The sequence below is a fragment of the Kitasatospora sp. NPDC101447 genome (assembly GCF_044767225.1).
In the GTDB taxonomy this organism is placed as follows: domain Bacteria; phylum Actinomycetota; class Actinomycetes; order Streptomycetales; family Streptomycetaceae; genus Kitasatospora.
Genome location: NZ_JBIWNL010000029.1, coordinates 86,924 through 106,971 on the forward strand (window position 1 = coordinate 86,924; position 20,048 = coordinate 106,971).

17 protein-coding genes and 1 pseudogene are annotated in these 20,048 nt (G+C 74.0%); 14 read left to right on the top strand and 4 right to left on the bottom strand.

The features are described from left to right. Positions 1 to 63 precede the first annotated feature (63 nt). Positions 64 to 828, top strand: a complete 765-nt coding sequence (locus tag ACIRST_RS31160) for a polyprenol monophosphomannose synthase (protein ID WP_350525938.1) — start codon at positions 64 to 66, stop codon at positions 826 to 828. 176 nt (positions 829 to 1,004) lie between these two features. Here ACIRST_RS31160 and ACIRST_RS31165 read toward each other — a convergent pair whose 3' ends face one another. Next, entirely contained in the window at positions 1,005 to 1,415 is a 411-nt protein-coding gene (locus tag ACIRST_RS31165) for a helix-turn-helix domain-containing protein (protein ID WP_350525939.1), read from the bottom strand. Positions 1,416 to 1,521: 106 nt separating this feature from the next. On the opposite strand from ACIRST_RS31165, the gene ACIRST_RS31170 reads away from it, so the two are divergent. The 10 genes and pseudogenes from ACIRST_RS31170 (at position 1,522) to ACIRST_RS31215 (ending at position 13,113) form a co-directional block, all read left to right on the top strand. Further along, a complete protein-coding gene (locus ACIRST_RS31170) occupies positions 1,522 to 2,169 on the top strand; it encodes an NAD(P)H-dependent oxidoreductase (protein ID WP_350525940.1) in 648 nt (215 codons plus the stop codon). Between the two features lie 116 nt (positions 2,170 to 2,285). Continuing rightward, positions 2,286 to 3,227 carry an MBL fold metallo-hydrolase gene (locus ACIRST_RS31175; RefSeq protein ID WP_350525941.1) on the top strand — a complete coding sequence of 314 codons (942 nt, stop codon included), beginning with the start codon at positions 2,286 to 2,288 and terminating at the stop codon, positions 3,225 to 3,227. 31 nt (positions 3,228 to 3,258) lie between these two features. Continuing rightward, positions 3,259 to 4,201: pseudogene (locus tag ACIRST_RS31180) on the top strand (NTP transferase domain-containing protein). Continuing rightward, positions 4,198 to 5,406: a molybdopterin molybdotransferase MoeA gene (locus ACIRST_RS31185; RefSeq protein ID WP_402806255.1), complete on the top strand. Its 1,209-nt coding sequence runs from the start codon at positions 4,198 to 4,200 to the stop codon at positions 5,404 to 5,406. Before ACIRST_RS31180 ends, ACIRST_RS31185 begins: the two are co-directional and overlap by 4 nt. 22 nt (positions 5,407 to 5,428) lie before the next feature. Beyond that, positions 5,429 to 6,475: an NAD-binding protein gene (locus tag ACIRST_RS31190; protein WP_350525942.1), complete on the top strand. Its 1,047-nt coding sequence runs from the start codon at positions 5,429 to 5,431 to the stop codon at positions 6,473 to 6,475. A gap of 121 nt (positions 6,476 to 6,596) precedes the next feature. Continuing rightward, positions 6,597 to 7,574 carry an NAD(P)H-quinone oxidoreductase gene (locus ACIRST_RS31195; RefSeq protein WP_402806235.1) on the top strand — a complete coding sequence of 326 codons (978 nt, stop codon included), beginning with the start codon at positions 6,597 to 6,599 and terminating at the stop codon, positions 7,572 to 7,574. 427 nt (positions 7,575 to 8,001) lie between these two features. Next, positions 8,002 to 8,589 carry a hypothetical protein gene (locus tag ACIRST_RS31200; protein ID WP_402806237.1) on the top strand — a complete coding sequence of 196 codons (588 nt, stop codon included), beginning with the start codon at positions 8,002 to 8,004 and terminating at the stop codon, positions 8,587 to 8,589. Positions 8,590 to 8,902: 313 nt separating this feature from the next. Then, the gene (locus tag ACIRST_RS31205; protein WP_350525945.1) at positions 8,903 to 9,517 is read left to right on the top strand and encodes a bacterial proteasome activator family protein; all 615 of its coding nucleotides are present in this window, start codon (positions 8,903 to 8,905) and stop codon (positions 9,515 to 9,517) included. Positions 9,518 to 9,828: 311 nt separating this feature from the next. Further along, positions 9,829 to 11,259: a protein kinase gene (locus ACIRST_RS31210; protein ID WP_402806239.1), complete on the top strand. Its 1,431-nt coding sequence runs from the start codon at positions 9,829 to 9,831 to the stop codon at positions 11,257 to 11,259. 330 nt (positions 11,260 to 11,589) lie between these two features. After that, positions 11,590 to 13,113 (top strand): protein kinase, encoded by a 1,524-nt coding sequence (locus tag ACIRST_RS31215; protein ID WP_402806258.1) that lies wholly within the window; start codon positions 11,590 to 11,592, stop codon positions 13,111 to 13,113. 5 nt (positions 13,114 to 13,118) lie between these two features. On the opposite strand, the gene ACIRST_RS31220 is transcribed toward ACIRST_RS31215, so the two are convergent. Both ACIRST_RS31220 and ACIRST_RS31225 read right to left on the bottom strand, forming a co-directional pair. After that, the gene (locus ACIRST_RS31220) at positions 13,119 to 14,159 is read right to left on the bottom strand and encodes a phosphotransferase (protein WP_402806261.1); all 1,041 of its coding nucleotides are present in this window, start codon (positions 14,157 to 14,159) and stop codon (positions 13,119 to 13,121) included. 125 nt (positions 14,160 to 14,284) lie between these two features. Then, the gene (locus tag ACIRST_RS31225) at positions 14,285 to 14,944 is read right to left on the bottom strand and encodes a response regulator transcription factor (protein WP_350525949.1); all 660 of its coding nucleotides are present in this window, start codon (positions 14,942 to 14,944) and stop codon (positions 14,285 to 14,287) included. Positions 14,945 to 15,369: 425 nt separating this feature from the next. Here ACIRST_RS31225 and pdhA point away from each other — a divergent pair, with 425 nt between their 5' ends. From pdhA to ACIRST_RS31240, 3 genes are read left to right on the top strand one after another with little or no spacing between them, the layout of a single operon-like run. Beyond that, entirely contained in the window at positions 15,370 to 16,524 is a 1,155-nt protein-coding gene (gene pdhA, locus ACIRST_RS31230; RefSeq protein ID WP_350525950.1) for a pyruvate dehydrogenase (acetyl-transferring) E1 component subunit alpha, read from the top strand. Beyond that, positions 16,524 to 17,498 (top strand): alpha-ketoacid dehydrogenase subunit beta, encoded by a 975-nt coding sequence (locus ACIRST_RS31235; protein ID WP_402806241.1) that lies wholly within the window; start codon positions 16,524 to 16,526, stop codon positions 17,496 to 17,498. Before pdhA ends, ACIRST_RS31235 begins: the two co-directional genes overlap by 1 nt. A gap of 15 nt (positions 17,499 to 17,513) precedes the next feature. Beyond that, positions 17,514 to 18,962: a dihydrolipoamide acetyltransferase family protein gene (locus ACIRST_RS31240; protein WP_350525951.1), complete on the top strand. Its 1,449-nt coding sequence runs from the start codon at positions 17,514 to 17,516 to the stop codon at positions 18,960 to 18,962. 88 nt (positions 18,963 to 19,050) lie between these two features. Here ACIRST_RS31240 and ACIRST_RS31245 read toward each other — a convergent pair whose 3' ends face one another. After that, on the bottom strand, positions 19,051 to 20,019 hold the full coding sequence (locus ACIRST_RS31245; RefSeq protein WP_402806244.1) for an LPXTG cell wall anchor domain-containing protein: 969 nt from the start codon (positions 20,017 to 20,019) through the stop codon (positions 19,051 to 19,053). Positions 20,020 to 20,048: the final 29 nt, after the last annotated feature.

Genomic DNA, 20,048 nt, shown 5'->3' on the forward strand with positions numbered 1-20,048 from the left:
CGCGTTCCAGCGTGCGGGCGACGGTGCTGTGAGATTCCCCGCCATCGGCCGAGAGGTTTGTACGTGACCGTGAACCAGCAGAGTTTTGCTGATCTCGGCAGGGTCCTGGTGATCATCCCGACCTACAACGAGGCGGAGAACGTCGAGCGGATCGTCGGCCGGGTCCGCGCCGCGGTGCCCGAGGCACACGTGCTGGTCGCCGACGACAACAGCCCCGACGGCACCGGCGAGCTGGCCGACAAGCTGTCCGCCGAGGACCCCAACGTGCACGTCATGCACCGCAAGGGCAAGGAGGGCCTGGGCGCCGCCTACCTGGCCGGCTTCCGCTGGGGCATCGACAACGGCTACGACGTCCTGGTCGAGATGGACGCGGACGGCTCGCACCAGCCCGAGGAGCTGGACCGGCTGCTGGGCGCGCTGCGCGGCGCCGACCTGGTGCTGGGCTCGCGCTGGGTGCCGGGCGGCCGGGTGGTGAACTGGCCGAAGTCGCGGCTGCTGCTCTCGCGCGGCGGCTCGACCTACTCCCGGCTGATGCTGGGCGTGCCGATCAAGGACGTCACCGGCGGCTACCGGGCCTTCCGCAAGGAGACCCTGCTGGGCCTGGGCATGGACGAGGTCGCCTCGGCCGGGTACTGCTTCCAGGTCGACCTGGCCTGGCGCACGGTGAAGGCCGGGTTCAAGGTCGCCGAGGTGCCGATCACCTTCGTCGAGCGCGAGCTGGGCGCGTCCAAGATGAGCCGCAACATCGTGGTCGAGGCGCTGTGGCGGGTGACCTCCTGGGGTCTCTCCGACCGGCTGGCCCGGCTGCGCGGCGCCCGGAAGCGCTGAACGACCGGCGCGGGAAGCGCCGATGACAACGGATCCACGTGTGTGAGGGGCCCGTCCGCTGGTGACAGCGGGCGGGCCCTTCCGCATGTCCGGGCGCATGTCCGGGCGAGTGCGCGGGCGCATGCGAGCGCGAGGGCAGGGCCCGGCGCGCGGTGGCGCCGGCAGGCCCTCCGGGGTCAGCAGCCGCCGTTCTTGAGCGCGCTCTCCGGCAGGTAGCGGTCGGCCCAGACGGCCAGTTCGTTCAGCGCGGGCTTGAGCGCGATGCCGCCCTCGGTGAGCCGGTAGCTGACCCGCAGCGGCGGGCCGGCGTCGACCTCGCGGACCACCAGCCCGGCTTCGGCCAGCTCCGTCAGCCGGTCGGAGAGCATCCGCTCGCTGATGCCCGGGACGGCGCGGCGCAGCTCGGAGAAGTAGGCCTGGCCGCTGTTGTTGAGCACGCCCAGGAGCATGCCGGTCCAGCGCTTGCCGAGCAGGGTGAACACCCGGCCGAGGGCCAGGTCGACGTTCTGGCAGGCGTCCCGGGCGGCGGCGTCGCACGCGTCGGGGGCGGTCGGGGCTCCGTCGGTCACTACCTCGTGCTGGGCCATGGACCCAGGGTACTCGACCGGCACTAGTGACTGCAGAAAAGTAAGCTGCTACCGTACTTACAGTTGCAGCGAAATCAGCAGCTACTTATTCTCTGGAGGCCCTGCCATGCCCACGCTCCTGCACATCGACTCCTCCGCGATCACCGACGGCTCCGTCTCCCGCGAGGTCACCGCCGCGTTCCGGGCCGCCTGGGAGGCCGAGCACCCCGAGGGCACGGTGATCTACCGGGACCTCGCCGCCGCCCCCGTCCCGCACCTGGACGCGCACGGCATCACCGCCGGATTCGCCCCGGCCGAGACCCACAGCGCCGAGCAGGCCGCCGCCTTCGCGCTGCGCGAGGAGCTGATGGCGGAGCTGGAGGGGGCCGACGCCGTCCTGATCGGCAGCCCGATGTACAACTTCACGATCCCGTCGACCCTCAAGGCCTGGCTGGACCAGGTGGTCCTGATGGGCCGCACCGCCGGCGAGGCGCCCTCCGCCAAGGGCACCCCGGTCACCGTCGTCGCCTCCCGCGGCGGCTCGTACGCGCCCGGCGCCCCGCGCGAGCCGTTCGAGTTCGTCACCACCTACCTGGAGAAGGTCCTGGCCGACGGGCTCGGGCTGGAGGTCGACTTCATCGTCCCGGAGTTCACCATGGCGCCCGTCGTCCCGGCGTTGGCCGAGTTCATCCCGAACGCCGCCGAGTCCAAGGCCCGGGCCCTGGAGCAGGCCGCCCTGCGGGGCAAGGAACTCGCCGCCCGGGCCGCGGTGTGACCGTGACGTGAGCCGGAGGCGTGCCCCGCCGGGCGCGCCTCCCGCGCATTCGGGCACCGGTACTCCCATGCTGTAGGGCGCAGGAAGACCGTCCGCCGACCAGAGGGAGCAAGCCCGTGACGTCGTCCCCGCCCGAGGAGAGCGCCGGCGCGGAGCGTGCGGGCGCCTCATCCGCCGTGCCCCCGGAGGCCGAGCGCTCCGCCCGGCCGCTGGAGGTCGCCGTCTTCACCGGGCCCGAGTCGGCGTTCTTCGCCACCTCCACCCTGATCCTCGGCGAGCGGACCGCGATCCTGGTCGACGCCCAGCTCACCCGCAGCGCCGGGCGGGAACTGGCCGAGTGGGTCGCGGGCAAGGGCCGCCGGCTGCTCGCCATCGTCGTCACCCACCGGCACCCCGACCACTACTTCGGTGCCGAGGAGGTGCTGAAGCTCTTCCCCGACGCGCAACTCCTGGCCGCGCCCGCGGTGGTCGAGGGCATCCGGACCACCGCCGCCGCCAAGGTCGCGCAGTGGAAGCCGGTGTACGGCGACGACATCCCCGACCACCCGCTGATCCCCGCCCCGCTGCTGCCGCAGCCGCTCATGCTGGACCGCCAGGTGATCCCCGTCCTGCTGCTCGGCCAGGGCGACTGCGCGGACTCCACCGTCGTCCACGTGCCGAGCATCCGGACCGTGATCGCCGGGGACTTCGTCTACAACGGCACCCACGTCTGGACCGCCGACACCACCCCGGCCCAGCGCACCACCTGGGGGCACAACCTCGGCCGGATCGCCGACCTCGGCGCGGACCGGGTGATCGCCGGGCACCGCGCCCCCGACCAGGGCGACGACGCGGCCCGGGTGCTCGCCTTCACCGGCGAGTACCTGAAGGACTTCGACCGCCGGCTGGCCGAGCACCCGCACGACCCGGAGGCGCTGGTGACCGCGATGAACCGGCGGTACGGCGAACTGACGCTGCCGGCCATCCTGGAACTGGGCGCGGCGGCCAACACCGCCCGGGCGGCGGAGGAGGACGGGATCATCGACGCGGAGATCGTCGAGGACGACCAGGACGAGTAGGTCCCGCCACGGCGGGGCGGATACTGGCCGCATGACGCCGTACGACGTGATCGTTCCGGCGGGCGGGGCCGCGCGGCGCCTCGGCGGGGCCGACAAGCCCGGCCTGACGGTCGGCGAGACCACCCTGCTCGACCGGGTGCTCGCCGCCTGCGCGGACGCCCGCACCACCGTCGTGGTCGGCTCCGCCCGGCCGACCGTGCGCACCGGCGTCCGATGGACCAGGGAACAGCCGCCCGGCGGCGGGCCGGTCGCCGCCGTCGCGGCCGGTCTCGACCTGGTCACCGCGGACACCGTGCTGCTGCTCGCCGCCGATCTGCCGTTCCTGGACCGGCGGACCGTGCACCGGCTGGCCGAGGCCCTGGACGGGGCCGGGCCCACCGTGGACGCCGCCGTGCTGGTCGACGCGGGCGGCCGCGACCAGCCGCTCGCCGCCGCCTACCGCACCGCCCCGCTGCGCGCCGCGCTGGCCGCCCTCGGCGACCCGGCGGGCCGACCGCTGCGCCGCCTGGTCGGCGGGCTGGCCCGGCTGAGGGTCGCCGACATCGACGACGTCGCGTACGACTGCGACACCTGGGAGGACCTGGAGCAGGCCCGCGAGCGGGACCGGAGCTGAACCTCACGACGCGGGCCGCCGGACTGTGAGGGAAACGACGCGCCCCGCACACCGGGCGAACACCTCCGGGAAACCGCCGATCAGGCAGCATGGGCGCATGGAGCGCACGCTGGATGACTGGATCGCCGAGGTCAAGGCCGACCTGGGCATCGACCTGGACGTCGACGTCCGAGGTCTGCTCGACACGGCCCGGGTGGTCGCGCACGGGGTGGCCCGGCCGGCCGCGCCGCTGACCGCCTTCCTGGTCGGCTACGCGGCCGCACAGCGGGGCGGCGGGCCGGAGGCCGTCGCCGAGGCCGCCCGGCGGACCGAGGAGCTCGCCGAGGCGTGGGTCGCCGCCGACCGGCCGGGCGAGCAGTGAGTGCGGTCGGGCAGACCACCGTGGCCGCCCCGTCCGCCGACCCCGCCGTACCCGGCTGGTCCCGCGCCCGCGAGACCGCGCGCCGGGCCGGGCTGCGCCCGCTGCCCGGGATCGGGCTGCCGCTGGCCGAGGCGCTCGGCCACACCCTCGCCGAGCCGCTCGGCGCGCTGACCGACCTGCCCGCCTTCGACACCTCCGCGATGGACGGCTGGGCGGTCGCCGGGCCCGGCCCGTGGCGGGTCGCCGGCCGGGTGCTGGCCGGACCGGCCGAGCCGGCGCCGCTGGCCGACGGCACCGCCGTGGAGATCGCCACCGGTGCCCAACTGCCGCCCGGCGCCACCGCCGTCCTGCGCCGCGAACACGGGCGGACGGAGGGCGCGCTGCTGCGCGACTGCGGCCCCCGGCAGTTGACCACCGGGCAGGACGTCCGGCCGCGCGGCCAGGAGTGCCGCCGGGGCGAGGAACTGCTGCCGGAAGGCACCCCGGTCGGGCCGGCCGTGCTCGGCCTGGCCGCCGCCTGCGGCCACGACCGGTTGGTCGTGCGCCGCCGACCGCTCGTCCAACTGCTCGTCCTCGGCGACGAGTTGCTCGCCTCCGGGATCCCCGGGCCGGGCCTGGTCCGGGACGCGCTCGGGCCGCTGCTGCCGCCCTGGCTACGGGCCGCCGGCGCCGAGGTCGCCGAAGTGCGCCGCGTGCGCGACGACTTCGGGCTGCTCAGGGACGCGCTGCGGCACTCCACCGCCGACGTCGTGGTCACCACCGGCGGGACGGCCGCCGGACCGGTCGACTTCCTGCACCGGGCGCTCGCCGAGGCCGGCGCCCGCCTGCTGGTCGACGGCGTCGCCGTCCGGCCCGGGCACCCCATGCTGCTGGCCGAACTGCCCGGCGGGCGCCACCTGGTCGGCCTGCCCGGCAACCCGCTGGCCGCCGTCGCCGGGATGGTCACGCTCGCCCTGCCCCTGCTGCACGCCCGCAGCGGCCGGGCGGTCGGCGCCCCCGCCCTCGCACCCGCCGCGGCCGTACTGCCCGGGCACCCGGCGGACACCCGGCTGCAGCCCGTCCGGCGCACGGCCGAGGGCGTCGTCCCGCTCGCCTTCGACGGGCCCGCGATGCTGCGCGGTCTGGCCCGGGCCGAGGCGCTGGCCGTGGTCCCGCCCGGCGGGGCGGCGGTGGGGGAGACGGTCGAACTGCTGGAGGTCCCGTGAGCCGGCGAAGCCGGTCGGGCGGATGAGCCGGCCACGACGCGTCCGGGAGGCGGGGGCCGAGCCCTGGGCGGACGCCGGGATCGTGCTGCCCGCCCGTCGGGCCGCGCCCGCCCTGCGGCAGGTGGGCTCGCGGCTGCTGCTGGCGCTCGCGGTGCTGGTCGTCACCACACTGCTCGTCTACGCCGACGGGGCCGGCTACAACGACAACGCCGGCGGCGGGGTCAGCTTCCTCGACGCGGCGTACTACGCCACCGTGACGCTCTCCACCACCGGGTACGGCGACATCACCCCGTACAGCGACAGCGCCCGGCTCACCAACATCTTCGTGATCACCCCGCTGCGCGTGCTGTTCCTGATCATCCTGGTCGGCACCACCCTGGAGGTGCTCACCGAACGCACCCGCCAGCAATGGCGGTTGAACCGCTGGAGGTCCACCGTGCGCGAGCACACCGTCGTCATCGGGTACGGGACGAAGGGCCGCAGCGCCGTCGACACCCTGCTGGGGCAGGGGGTGAAGAAGGAGGAGATCGTCGTCGTCGACCCGCAGCGCAAGGTGGTCGACCAGGCCGCGCAGCACGGTCTGGTCGGAGTGGTCGGCGACGCCACCCGCACCGACACCCTGGTGCGGGCCGCCCTGCCCACCGCGGCCCGGGTGGTGGTCGCGCCGGAGCGGGACGACACCGCCGTGCTGATCACGCTGACGGCACGCCAGTTGAACAAGGGCGCCACCGTGGTCGCCGCCGTGCGGGAGGACGAGAACGCCCCGCTGCTGCGGCAGAGCGGCGCCGACGTCGTGGTCACCAGCTCCAGTTCGGCCGGGCGGCTGCTCGGGCTGTCGATGCTCAGCCCGCGCGCCGGGGCGGTGATGGAGGACCTGCTGACGTACGGCACCGGGCTGGACGTCGTGGAGCGCCCGGTCACCCGGGCCGAGGCCGGGCACGGCCCGCGGGAGTGCGCCGACCTGGTGGTCGCGGTGGTCCGCGGTCGGCGGGTGATCAACTTCAACGAGCCGGAGGCCGCCGTGCTGCAGCTCACCGACCGGGTGATCGTGATCAGGTCGAACGGTTGACGCGGCGTCGACGGGCCGGTGCGGCGCCGCAGGCGCTCGCGGCGTCGGCCGGACGGCGCGGGCCCCGCCCCGCGGACCGCCCTGGCCGGTGAACCGCCCTGACGCGCAGTAGGTTCGGGGCATGCATGCGATGACGATTCCCGTACCCGGCGGCCCCGAGGCACTGGTGTGGGCCGAGGTGCCCGATCCGGTGCCCGGTGAGGGCGAGGTCCTGGTCGAGGTGGCGGCCACCGCCGTCAACCGTGCCGACCTGCTCCAGCGGCAGGGCCACTACAACCCGCCGCCCGGCGCCTCGCCGTACCCGGGGCTGGAGTGCGCCGGGCGGATCGTCGCGCTCGGGCCGGGCGTCGCCGGCTGGGCGGTCGGCGACGAGGTGTGTGCGCTGCTGTCCGGCGGCGGCTACGCGCAGCGCGTCGCGGTGCCGAGCGGGCAGCTGCTGCCGATGCCCGCCGGGCTGAGCGCGGAGCAGGCCGCGGCGCTTCCGGAGGTCGCCTGCACGGTGTGGTCCAACGTCTTCCTCACCGCGCACCTGCGGCCCGGCGAGACCGTGCTGCTGCACGGCGGTGCGAGCGGCATCGGGACCATGGCGATCCAGCTGGCCAAGGCGGTCGGCGCCCGGGTGGCGGTCACCGCGGGCAGCGCGGCGAAGCTGGCCCGGTGCATCGAGCTGGGCGCGGACATCGTCATCGACTACCGCGAGCAGGACTTCGTCGAGGTGCTCCGGGAGGCCACCGGCGGGGCCGGCGCGGACGTGATCCTGGACATCATGGGCGCCAAGTACCTGCAGCGGAACGTGGACGCGCTGGCGGTGAACGGGCGGCTGGTGATCATCGGGCTGCAGGGCGGGGTGAAGGGCGAGCTGGACCTCAACGCGCTGCTGCGCAAGCGGGGGGCGGTGATCGCCACCAACCTGCGCGGGCGGCCGCTGGCGGAGAAGGCGGCGATCGTGGCGGCGGTGCGGGAGCACGTGTGGCCGCTGGTCGAGTCCGGGGTGGTGAAGCCGGTGGTGGACCGGGTGCTGCCGCTGACCGACGCGGGCGAGGGGCACCGGGTGCTGGAGGTCGGGGAGCAGGTCGGGAAGGTCGTGCTGCGGGCCTGAGACGGCGGCGGAGGGTGCGGCGGTCGGCGCCGACACCGTCCGAAATGCCCGGATTGTCGGATCGTGCGAGGCTGGTCCGGAGCTGTCCCGCCGCCGACCCCGCCCCCGGGCGCGGTCGGCCGTCGGAAGGACTCCGACCGTGGCCGCATCTCCGCACGCGTTCCTCGGGCCGCTGCCCGTGGCGCCGCACCACCGTCGTACCCGTCGCATCCTCCGTACCCGTCGCCTGCCGTGCCCGGCCCGCGCCCAGCGGCTGTTCGCGGCGGCCGTGCTGGGGCTCGCCCTCCCGCTGGCCGCCGCGACGGCGGCGGTGGGGATGCCGTCGCCTTCGGCGGGGGTCTCGCCGCTTCCGTCCCCCTCTCCGGCTTCTCCCGCGTCTCCGGCGTCTCCGGCGTCTCCTGACTCTCCCGCTTCTTCCGCTTCTCCCGTGCCGATGCCGGGCAGCGATCCGGGCGAGGCGGGGGTGGGGGCGGAGGTGGACTCCGAGGAGCCGGCGGTCGCCCCGACCGCGCACAAGCCGGCCGCCGCGCCGCCGCAGCACCCGGCACCCCGCCCGTACCAGGGCGACGACCTCGCCAAGCTCCACCGGCACCGACCGGCGTCGCTGCCGGAGCGCCCGGACGCCACCGTGGACCAGGCGCCGGACCAGGTGCCGGACCAGGCGACCGGCCGGGCTCCCGACCAGGCCGCCGATCAGGCCGGGACGCAGGCTCCCGGCCAGGCCGCCGGACAGGCTCCCGACCAGGCCGGCGCACAGGCTCCTGACCAGGCCCAGGCCCAGGACCAGAGCGCGGAGGCCGATCCGGACGGCTCGGACCCGGCGGCCGCCGGTGACGCCGTCGCACCGGACGCCGTCACGGCCGCCCCCGGCCGACCCGTCGCGGCCGTCACCATCCCGGTCGTCCTCCCCGCCCGCTGGCAGGACGCCTCCACGACCCAGCTCCCGCTCGGCGTCGGCCTCGGGCTGATCGGCTGCGGCCTGGGGCTGATCGGCGTGAAACTGCGGAAGGGCTGAGCCCGCCGGCCGGAGCCGGGAGCCGGGAGCCGCGCGGGGGCGGTGGGGGCGGGCGGGCGTCACCCGCCGTGGCCGGGTGGGTACGGGCGGGATCGACGTGCCCGGCGTCCGGTGCGGGTGGGGGTGGAGGTTCGGTGCGGGTTCCGTGCGGCGGGAGCGTCGGCGGGAGGTCGGCCTGCGGGGTGCGGGATCTGAGTAGCCGTACGGATTCCCGCGCGGCGGGCGGGGGCGTACCGTCGTCACGGGTGTCGCAGGACGGCGGGACGAGCGGGGGCTTCCGCCCGACCAACCCCAGTGAGAGAGAATGTTGTTCATGACGAATCCGATGAACGAGCGCTCGTCGCAGGAGCCCTACCAGGCCGCCGGCGGGCAGCCGCAGGACGGCCAGAAGGTGCTGATCGTCGGACCGGACGGGTTGCCCGTGGGCCAGGGGTTCACCGGCCCGGCGGGGGACGGGGACGACGACGGCGACATGCCGCGTGAGCTCCCGGTGACCGAGATGGTCGAGCAGCCCGCCAAGGTCATGCGCATCGGCAGCATGATCAAGCAGTTGCTGGAGGAGGTCCGGGCGGCTCCCCTCGACGAGGCGAGCCGGGTCCGGCTGAAGGACATCCACGCGAGCTCGATCAAGGAGCTCGAACTCGGTCTCGCCCCGGAGCTGGTGGCCGAACTGGAGCGGCTGTCGCTGCCGTTCACCGAGGAGACCATCCCGACCGAGGCCGAGCTGCGGATCGCCCAGGCCCAGCTGGTCGGCTGGCTGGAGGGCCTGTTCCACGGCATCCAGACCGCGCTGTTCGCCCAGCAGATGGCGGCGCGGGCCCAGCTGGAGCAGATGCGGCGGGCGCTGCCGCCGGGACTGCACGGCGGGGACCCGGACGAGGACGACCCGGGTCAGGGCCGCGGCATCCGCTCCGGTCCGTACCTGTAGCCCGGCACCCGGCGTAGCCCGCGCCCGGAGCCGGCGTCCGCCGGTGGGCCGGGGCGGTCCGCCGGACCGGACGTACCACGACGATCCGCCCCGGGCCGTCGCCGCCGGGATCCGGCGCCGGCGGCCCGGGGCCAGGACCGGCCCCGGGGCCGGTCACCGTCGGCGCGAGCCGATACCCTGACCCCTGTCGCAGGCCGGTCGAGCCGCCGCGACAGGGGTCCGCCAGGCCAGCGGGCCGGGCCCACCAGCACGGACGAGACCGAACGTCACGGTTGCGGCAGTACGGCCGCGCCGAGGGGGAGCAGAGGACCATGAGCGAGCACGGCAACGCGGCGGTCGAGGGCTTCTCCCTGGGCAACGGCCGTTATGTGCTGCAGCGGCTGCTGGGCGAGGGCGGCATGGCGTCCGTGCACCTCGCCTACGACAGCGTGCTGGACCGGCAGGTCGCGCTGAAGAGCATGCACAGCGAGCTCGGCCGGGACGACTCGTTCAAGGAGCGGTTCCGCCGCGAGGCCCAGGCCGTGGCCCGGCTGGAGCACCCGAACATCGTCACGGTGTACGACAGCGGCGAGGACGTCGCCCCGGACGGCTCCAGCACGCCGTACATCGTCATGCAGCTGGTCGACGGCAAGGGCCTGCGCGAGGCGATCAACGAGGCGGTCGCCCAGTACGGCGCGATGCCGACCGAGGAGGCCCTGAAGGTCATCGTCGGCGTGCTGAACGCGCTGGAGGCCTCGCACGACATGTCCCTCGTGCACCGCGACATCAAGCCCGGCAACGTCATGTTCGACCGCAAGGGCAACGTCAAGGTCATGGACTTCGGCATCGCCCGGGCGCTGGAGTCCGGCGTCACGTCGATGACCCAGACCGGCATGGTGGTCGGCACCCCGCAGTACCTCTCGCCCGAGCAGGCGCTCGGCAAGCCGGTCGACGCCCGCTCCGACCTGTACTCGGTCGGCGTGATGCTCTTCGAGATGCTCACCGGCCAGCTGGTCTTCGACGGCGACTCGGCGTTCTCGATCGCCTACAAGCACGTCCAGGAGGAGCCGCCGGCCCCCTCCACCCTCAACCGGTCGGTCACCCCCGAGGTGGACGCCTTCGTCGCCCAGGCGCTGCGCAAGGACCCGGCGCACCGGTTCCAGAGCGCGGCGGCGATGCGCGACGAGGCGGAGCGGCTGATCGCGGCCGCGAAGGGCGGCGGCAGCGGGCACCCGCTGCAGGCCAGCACCCCGCTGGTGATCAACGAGGGCCCGCGCTCGGTGCACGCCGCCCCGCAGGCCCCGCACACGCCGCAGCCGCAGTACCTCCAGCAGGGCGGTCCGCAGGCGCCGCAGTACCAGACGCCGCCGCCGGCCTACCAGACGCCGCGTCCGCAGGCGCCGCACACGCCGCACCCCTTCCCGCAGCCCCAGGCGCCGCAGTACCAGACGCCGCCGCCGGCCTACCAGGCGCCGCGTCCGCAGGCGCCGCACACGCCGCACCCCTTCCCGCAGCAGGCGCACACCCCGCCGCCGCAGCCGATGCCGCCGTACCAGCAGCCGAAGGCGCCCGGCGGTGGCGGCTGTTCGACGGTCGTGGTCGTGGTCGGGATCATCATCGGCGTGCTCGTGCTGGCCGGCATCATCATCGCGATCGTGGTCAACAACGCCGACAAGAAGACCAACGGCAAGTTCAGCCACTCGGCCCGCCCCGCGAACGTGCTGGTGGTCGACCTCGCGGCCGACCGGAATGGCCGGCCCTGACGGTTTCCGACCGGTTGGCGGGTGCCGGGGCGCGCGCCGGAAGCGGTAGCGTTCGGGGATACGTAAGCGACAGGGCACCGCGATCCGAGCGAACGCCCGGGGCGAGGAGCGATGGCACAGACGCAGCATCCGGACGACGACGCTGGTGCCCGAGCGGTCGGCCGGACCGGCGGGACGCCGAGGATCCCCGAGCCGGGCAGCGAAGCCCCGACCTCGGCGCTGCCGCCCTTCGTCGGCGGGCCGCACACCCCCGGTCGCGGGTCCGCCGTGCCGCTGGGCACCGTCGGTGACGGCCGCTACCGGCTGACCCACCGGCTGGGCCGCGGCGGCATGGCCGAGGTGTTCGCCGCCGAGGACGTGCGGCTGGGCCGCACCGTCGCCGTCAAGCTGCTGCGCGGAGAACTGGCCCAGGACGACGTCGCCCGGATCCGCTTCACCCGCGAGGCACACGCCGTCGCGGCGCTCAACCACCACTCGATCGTCTCGGTCTACGACACCGGCGAGGAGTACGTCGGGGACGAGTCCACGCCGTACATCGTGATGGAGCTGGTCGAGGGCCGGACCGTCCGGGAGCTGCTGGCGGACGAGGACGCGCCGCCCGTCGACCAGGCGCTGATCATCATCGCCGGGGTGCTGGAGGCGCTCGCCTACAGCCACCGGAACGGCATCGTCCACCGGGACATCAAGCCCGCCAACGTGATCATCACCACCACCGGCGCGGTCAAGGTGATGGACTTCGGCATCGCCCGGGCGCTGACCGGCGGGGCCACCACGATGACCCAGACCGGCATGGTCATGGGCACCCCGCAGTACCTCTCGCCCGAGCAGGCGCTGGGCAAGCCGGTCGACCACCGGTCCGACCTGTACGCGGCCGGCTGCATGCTGTACGAACTGCTCACGCTGCGCCCGCCGTTCACCGGCGACACCCCGCTCTCGGTGGTCTACCAGCACGTCCAGGACCCGCCGGTGCCGCCCTCGCAGGCCAACGGCCGGGTGCCGGTCGGCCTCGACCCGCTGGTGCTGCGCTCGCTCGCCAAGAACCCGGACGACCGCTTCCAGGACGCCGACGAGTTCCGCGCCCACGTGCAGCACGCGCTGCGCGAGATGCACGGCGCGGCCGGGGCCGGCTGGGTCGGCGTGCCGGGGGGCACGGGCGACACCGGTGCGACCCAGGTGCTCCGGCCGGACCAGACGGCGGCCACCGCGGCCTTCGGCGTCGTCCGCCCCGGTGACAAGACCTCCGCACTGCCCTACCAGAGCGACTCGCAGACCCCCTTCACCCCCTACTCGGGGCACGGCGGCCCGTACGGCGGCGGTGGGGACGACGGCGGGGACGACGACGGGCACCGCCGGCGGCGCGGGCCGTGGGCCTGGGTGGCGGGCGGCGTCGCCGTGCTGGTCGCGGCCGGTGCCGGGATCGCGTTCGCGCTCAGCGGTACCGACCACGTCACCAAGGACCCCGGGGTGACCACGCCGCCGGCGCCGGTGGTCAGCACGTCCGAGCCGACCACGCCGACCCAGAGCGGTCTGCCGAGTCCGCCGGCGTCGGTGTCCGGCAGCAAGAAGCCGCAGCAGCCGACCGACACCGGCAACAACAACAGCAACAGCAACAACACCGGCAGCAACAGCGGCAACAACATGTCGCCGTCGCCGAGCACGGGCAAGCACACCCCGACCCCGACGCCGACGGGTACCTCCCCCCACACGGCGACGGGCAGCGCCTCCGCGACCCCGACCGGCGGGTCGACGGGCGGATCGACGCCGACCTCGGGCGGGGGCGGCGGTGGCACGCCCACCAACCCGCCGCCGAAGCCGGACCCGAAGCCGACGGGGACGCTGCCGGCCGGGGGCTGACCCGGTCAGTTGGCGAAGGCGTCCAGGACCTGCTCGTACTCCTGGCACCACCACGCCAGTTGGCCCGCCGAGGCGGGGTAGAGCGGGTCGGCCCGGTGGTCGGCCCGCTGGTACCGCCACTGCAGCATCCAGAAGTCGTTCAGCCGCTCCCACCACACCCGGTGGGCGGCGGCGGCCAGGTGCTCGGCGGTGGCGGCGCCGGAGGCCCGGTAGGCCTGTGAGTAGCGGCGGACCCGGACCAGGTCGAGGGCGCCGGACACGCGGTCGTTGAACAGCAGCGTGGCGGCCCGGACGGCCTCCTCGGCGCGCGGCTGGGTGCCGAGCTTGTCCCAGTCCAGGACGGCGGCCACCCGGCCGCCCGCCGGGTCGTCGCCGTACAGCAGGTTGAGGCCGTGGAAGTCGCCGTGGGTCCAGCCGGTGGGCGGCGCGGCCTGCGGGGCGGGGCGGCGGTGGGCGTGCTCGGCGAGCAGTTCCAGCCGTTCCGTGAGCCGTTGCTCGACCAGTGCGTCCAGGTCCCCGTGCGGGCGGTGCTCGCGGGCGCGGTGCCGCAGGTCACGGGCCAGCCCGGCGCTGTCGGCCGGGTCGGCGCTGCGGTAGCCGGCGGGCTGCTCGAAGGGGGCGCAGACGTCGTCGAGCGCGCCGTGCAGCCGGCCGAGCAGCGCTCCGAGCGCCTCGCACTGCGGGAGACCGAGCTCGGTACCGTGCCGGTGTCGGCCATCGGTCCACGGGAACAGCGCGAACATCCGGCCGCCCCGGCCGGCCACCGTGCCCGAGCGTTCGGCGCAGGCCAGCGGCGGTGCGACGGGCAGCCCGAGGGTGTTCAGCGCGGCCATCGCGCGGTGGTGGGCGAGGATCTTCGGTCGGCTGGCGGTGGCGGTGTCGACGTAGCACTTCAGGAAGTAGTGGCCGGCCTCGGTGGTGACCCGGTACCCCCGGTTCAGCAGTCCTTCGGCGACCGGTTCGGCGGTCAGTGGGCGCCCCACCCGGTAGCGGGCCAGGACCTCGACGAGCGCGGTGTGCGGGACGGGCGGGCTGAGGGTCCCCATCGGCGGTGCGGAGAGATCGGGGCGGGCCGGGGCGCAGGCGAGGGTCTGGCTGAAAGTCACAGCCAGAGGGTATGGCCCCCTCGCGGGGGCCCTTGACAGATCGTCAGTTGTGTGCAGCCCTAAGGTCAGTACTGGTGGTCGGCCTGGTGCCGCGCCACGAAGGCGGCCGCTTGGGTGCGTCGCTCCATGCCCATCTTGGCGAGCAGACTGGAGACGTAGTTCTTCACCGTCTTCTCGGCCAGGTGCAACTCGTTGCCGATCTGACGGTTCGTCATCCCCTCGCCGATCAGATCGAGGATCCGCCGCTCCTGCTTGGTGAGTTGGGACAGCCGCTCGTCCTCCTTCCCGCCGCCGTCGCGCAGCCGGGCGAGCACCCGGCTGGTGGCGACCGGGTCGAGCAGCGAGCGGCCCGCCGCGACGTCCCGGACGGCGGTGATCAGGTCGGTGCCGCGGATCGCCTTCAGGACGTAGCCGGAGGCGCCCGCCATGATCGAGTCGAACAGCGCCTCGTCGTCCGAGAACGAGGTCAGCATCAGGCACTTGATGTCCGGCAGCAGGGACCGGACCTCGCGGCAGACCTCGACCCCGTTGCCGTCGGGCAGCCGGACGTCGAGCACCGCGACGTCGGGGTGGACCGCGGGGATCCGGGTCAGCGCCTCGGCGGCCGTGCCGGCCTCGCCGACCACCTCGATGTCGTCCTCGACCGAGAGCAGATCGTGCACGCCCCGCCGGACGACCTCGTGGTCGTCGAGCAGGAATACCCTGATTTGTCCGTTATCAGTCACGTCCAAAGCCTCCCATAACACCGTACGAAAGACCTATCGCTCACATCGCCGTAAAGACGTGATCCGGCCAGAGACATCCGAAACCGATACCGAGAACCCCCTTACGTACGGGCGTCCGCCCGGATAACGTGCGCTGGTGTCCTGAAGGCGCTCGAATTGAGAGCTGCGTCACGTCGCCCGTCACCCCCACCCTTCCGACGGCGGTCCGAGCGCGGCACCCTCGGGGTTGTGACCCTGAACAAGTAGGACGTCCTAGCGCAAGCGCGCCAAGGGCGGACGCTGGGTAACGTTCTCGTGAGGGACGCCGTCGGAACAGGATCACCACCTGCCCCGCAGTAGGTGCGCACACCCACGCGCGCCCCGCGGGGCGGTGACCGGACCGGTCACCGGCGACCCCGGGCGGCCGGACAGACCGAGGAGTGAACGTGACCGTCAAAAGCACGGCGAGGACCCGCAAGAAGGCGGCCCCCGCTGTCCCTGACACCCTCCGCGCCACGGGTAAGGACGCCCAGCCGGAGCTCGTCCAGCTGCTCACGCCGGAAGGCGAGCGGGTCGAGCACCCGGACTACCCCCTCACCACCACTCCGGAGGAGCTGCGCTCCCTCTACCGCGACCTGGTGCTGGTGCGCCGGTTCGACGGCGAGGCCACCGCACTGCAGCGCCAGGGCGAGCTGGGCCTGTGGGCCTCGCTGCTCGGCCAGGAGGCCGCCCAGGTCGGCTCCGGCCGCGCCATGCGCACCGGCGACTACGCCTTCCCCACCTACCGCGAGCACGGCGTGGCCTGGTGCCGCGACGTCGACCCGCTGAACCTGCTCGGCATGTTCCGCGGCGTGAACCACGGCGGCTGGGACCCGAACGAGAAGAACTTCCACCTGTACACCATCGTGATCGGCTCGCAGACCCTGCACGCCACCGGTTACGCGATGGGCATCACCAAGGACGGCGCCGACGACGCGGTCATCGCGTACTTCGGCGACGGCGCCTCCAGCCAGGGCGACGTCAACGAGGCCTTCACCTTCGCCTCGGTCTACAACGCTCCGGTGGTCTTCTTCTGCCAGAACAACCAGTGGGCGATCTCCGAGCCCACCACCACCCAGACCAAGATCCCGCTGTACCGCCGCGCCTCCGGCTTCGGCTTCCCCGGCGTGCGCGTCGACGGCAACGACGTGCTGGCCTGCCTCGCGGTCACCCGCTGGGCGCTCGACCACGCCCGCAGCGGCAACGGCCCGGTGCTGATCGAGGCGTTCACCTACCGCATGGGCGCCCACACCACCTCCGACGACCCCACCCGCTACCGGCACGCCGAGGAGACCGAGGCCTGGAAGGCCAAGGACCCGATCACCCGGCTCCGCGCCCACCTGGAGAAGGAGGGCCTGGCCGACGACGAGTTCTTCGCCGCGGTCGACGCCGAGAGCGAGAAGCTGGGGCTGCGGGTGCGCGAGGGCGTGCGCAGCATGCCGGACCCGGACCCGACCCTGATCTTCGACCACGTGTACAGCGAGCCGCACGCGCTGGTCGATGAGGAACGGGCCGAGTACGTCGAGTACGCGGCCTCCTTCGAGGCGGGGGAGAACCTCTGATGGCCGGTCAGCTGAGCATCGCCAAGGCGCTGAACGAGGCGCTGCGCAAGTCGCTGGAGAACGACCCGAAGACCCTCCTCATGGGCGAGGACATCGGCAAGCTCGGTGGCGTCTTCCGGATCACCGACGGCCTGCAGAAGGACTTCGGCGAGGGTCGGGTGATCGACTCCCCGCTCGCCGAGTCCGGCATCGTCGGCACCGCGATCGGCCTGGCACTGCGCGGCTACCGCCCGGTGGTGGAGATCCAGTTCGACGGCTTCGTCTACCCGGCCTTCGACCAGATCGTCTCCCAGCTGGCGAAGATGCACGCCCGCGCGCTCGGACACGTCAAGATGCCGGTCACCATCCGCATCCCCTACGCGGGTGGAATCGGCGCGGTCGAGCACCACAGCGAGTCGCACGAGGCGTACTTCGCGCACACCGCCGGTCTGCGCGTGGTCACCCCCTCCAACGCGCACGACGCGCACTGGATGCTGCGCCAGGCCATCGAGTCGGACGACCCGGTCATCTTCCTGGAGCCCAAGCGCCGCTACTGGGACAAGGGCGAGGTCGGCGACGCCGCCGACCTGGGCATGCACGACGCCCGGATCGTCCGCCCCGGCACCGACGCGACGCTGATCGCGTACGGCCCGATGGTCAAGGTCTGCCTGGAGGCCGCCGCGGCCGCCGAGGAGGACGGCCGCCGCCTGGAGGTCGTCGACATGCGCTCGCTCTCCCCGGTGGACTTCACCACCCTGGAGGAGTCGGTCAAGCGCACCGGTCGGGCCGTCGTGGTGCACGAGGCACCGGTCTTCCTGGGCATGGGCGCCGAACTGGCCGCCCGGCTCACGGAGAAGTGCTTCTACCACCTGGAGGCACCGGTCCTGCGGGTCGGCGGCTACTACGCGCCGTACCCGCCGTCCCGGGTCGAGGAGGCCTTCCTCCCCGACCTGGACCGCGTGCTCGACGCCGTCGACCGCGCGCTCGCGTACTGATCCAGGGGAGCGAAGATGACCACCGAAGTTCGCTCGCTCCGCGAGTTCAAGATGCCCGACGTGGGCGAGGGCCTCACCGAGGCCGAGATCCTCAGCTGGTACGTCAAGCCCGGTGACACCGTCACCGACGGGCAGGTCGTCTGCGAGGTGGAGACCGCCAAGGCGGCCGTGGAGCTGCCCATCCCGTTCAACGGGGTGGTCGAGAAGCTGCACTTCCCCGAGGGGACGACGGTCGACGTCGGCACCGTGATCATCTCGATCGCGGTCGCCGGGGAGGCGGGAGCCGCGGCCCCGGCCGCCCCCGCCGCGGCTCCGGCCGCCCCGGCTCCCGCCGAGGAGGCCGAGCCGGAGCGCCGCGAGGTGCTGGTCGGGTACGGCCCGCGCACCGGCGGCAGCCAGCGCCGGGCCCGCCGGACGACCACCACCACGGTCACCGCGACCAAGCCGGCCGCGGCGCCCGTCGCGCCCGCGCCGGCGGCCCCGGTCGTCCAGCCCGCTCCGGCGGCTCCGGTCGCCCCGGCACCGGCAGCCGGAGTCCCGGCCGGCGAGCGGCCGCTGGCGAAGCCGCCGGTCCGCAAGCTGGCCAAGGACCTGGGCGTCGACCTCCGCGAGGTGACCCCGACCGGCCGCGACGGCGTGATCACCCGCGAGGACGTGCACGCGTTCGCCGCGGCCAAGGCCGCTCCGGCGGCGCCGGTCGCCCCGGTGGTCGAGGCCGCCGTGGCCGAGCCGGCCGCGGTGTCGGTGCCGGCGTCCGGCGCGGGCGACGTCCGCGTGCCGATCAAGGGCGTCCGCAAGGCGACCGCGCAGGCGATGGTGGCCTCGGCCTTCACCGCCCCGCACGTCACCGAGTTCGTCCAGGTCGACGTGACCCGCACGATGAAGTTCGTCCGCCGGCTCAAGGAGAGCGGCGAGCTGGGCCGGGACGTCCGGGTCAGCCCGCTGCTGCTGGTCGCCAGGGCGCTGCTCACCGCGGTCAAGCGGCACCCCGAGATCAACGCGCAGTGGGACGAGGCGGCCCAGGAGATCGTCATCAGGGGCCAGGTGAACCTCGGCATCGCCGCGGCCACCCCGCGCGGCCTGATCGTCCCGAACATCAAGGACGCCGGGTCCAAGACCCTGTCGGGGCTGGCCGTCTCGCTCGGCGAGCTGGTCGAGACCGCCCGCCAGGGCAAGACCTCGCCGGCCGACATGCAGGGCGGCACGATCACCATCACCAACGTCGGCGTCTTCGGCGTCGACACCGGCACGCCGATCCTGAACCCGGGCGAGGCCGCCATCCTGGCCTTCGGCGCGGTCCGGGAAATGCCGTGGGTGCACAAGGGCAAGGTGGTCCCGCGTCAGGTGACCACGCTGGCGCTCTCCTTCGACCACCGCCTGGTGGACGGGGAGCTGGGCTCCAAGGTGCTGGCCGACGTGGCCGCCCTGCTGGAGCGCCCGAAGCGCCTGATCACCTGGGGCTGACGGCCCGCACGGCCCGAGCGACGACGAAGGGGCCCCTGCTCCGCACTGTGGTGCGGAGGAGGGGCCCCTTCGTGTGCCCGTTCGTCGACTAGCGCTGGGGACGGAGTCGGCGGACGGCGATCAGGACGCCGGCTCCGAGGGCGAGGAGCGCGGCGGAGGACAGGGCGAGGAAGGTGTTGGTGGAGGAGGCGCCGGTCTGGGCGAGTTCCGGGGTGCCGGCCGGGGCGGTGGTGGCGGGGGTGGTGGAAGTGGCCTGCGGCGCCGGGGACTTGGTGGTCTCGGCGGCGGGCTCGGTGACCTTGGCGGGGGTCTTGTCGGCGGCGGGCTCGGCCTTCTTCGCCGGGGCAGTCGGCGCCGGCTTGGTGGTCTTGGTGGGTGCTGGCTTGGCCGGGGTGGTGGGCTGCCCGGCCTTCGACTGGGGGACCGTCACGGACATGTCCTTGAACACCCAGGGCGCGTGCTCACCGTCCTCGGTGTTCGTCGTCACGCCGACCCGGATCCGGTGCAGGTCCGCGGGAGCCTTGGCGGAGAGGCCGATCCGGAAGGTGAAGTGGGTGGCCCGACCGTCGGACAGGGACTCGCCGGACGGGGAGGACGCGAAGAGGTTCGGGTCGCAGCCGCGGACCAGCGGGACCTTCTGCCAGCCCTTGGGGCCGCCGACCTCCACGGTCAGGTAGTCGCTGCGCAGGGGAGCGCCCTCCTCGTTGTAGAGCGAGAGCGCGGGCTTCACCGTGCGGTACGGAGCGCCGGTGAAGTTGGCGACCTCGACCGGGACGTCCACCGCGGCGCCGCCGGCGCGGACGGTCAGGCTCGGCGTCATGAAGAACCCGGCCTGGACCGTGCCGTCGTGCTTGGCGGCCGCCGTGTCCGAAGTGGCCGCGGCGGTCCGCTTCGACGCGGCCGCCGTGTCCGGGGCGCCGCAGGCCCAGGCGCTGTCGGTGGCGAGGAACTGGATGCCGCCGGCGAGGACGGTGGTGGCGGCGAGGACGGTGATGCGGCGGCGGCCGGAGAGGGCGCGGTCGTTCTTCGCAAAACGGGTGATAACGGACGTGCGCATGACGTGACTCCCCAGGGTCATGTGACTGA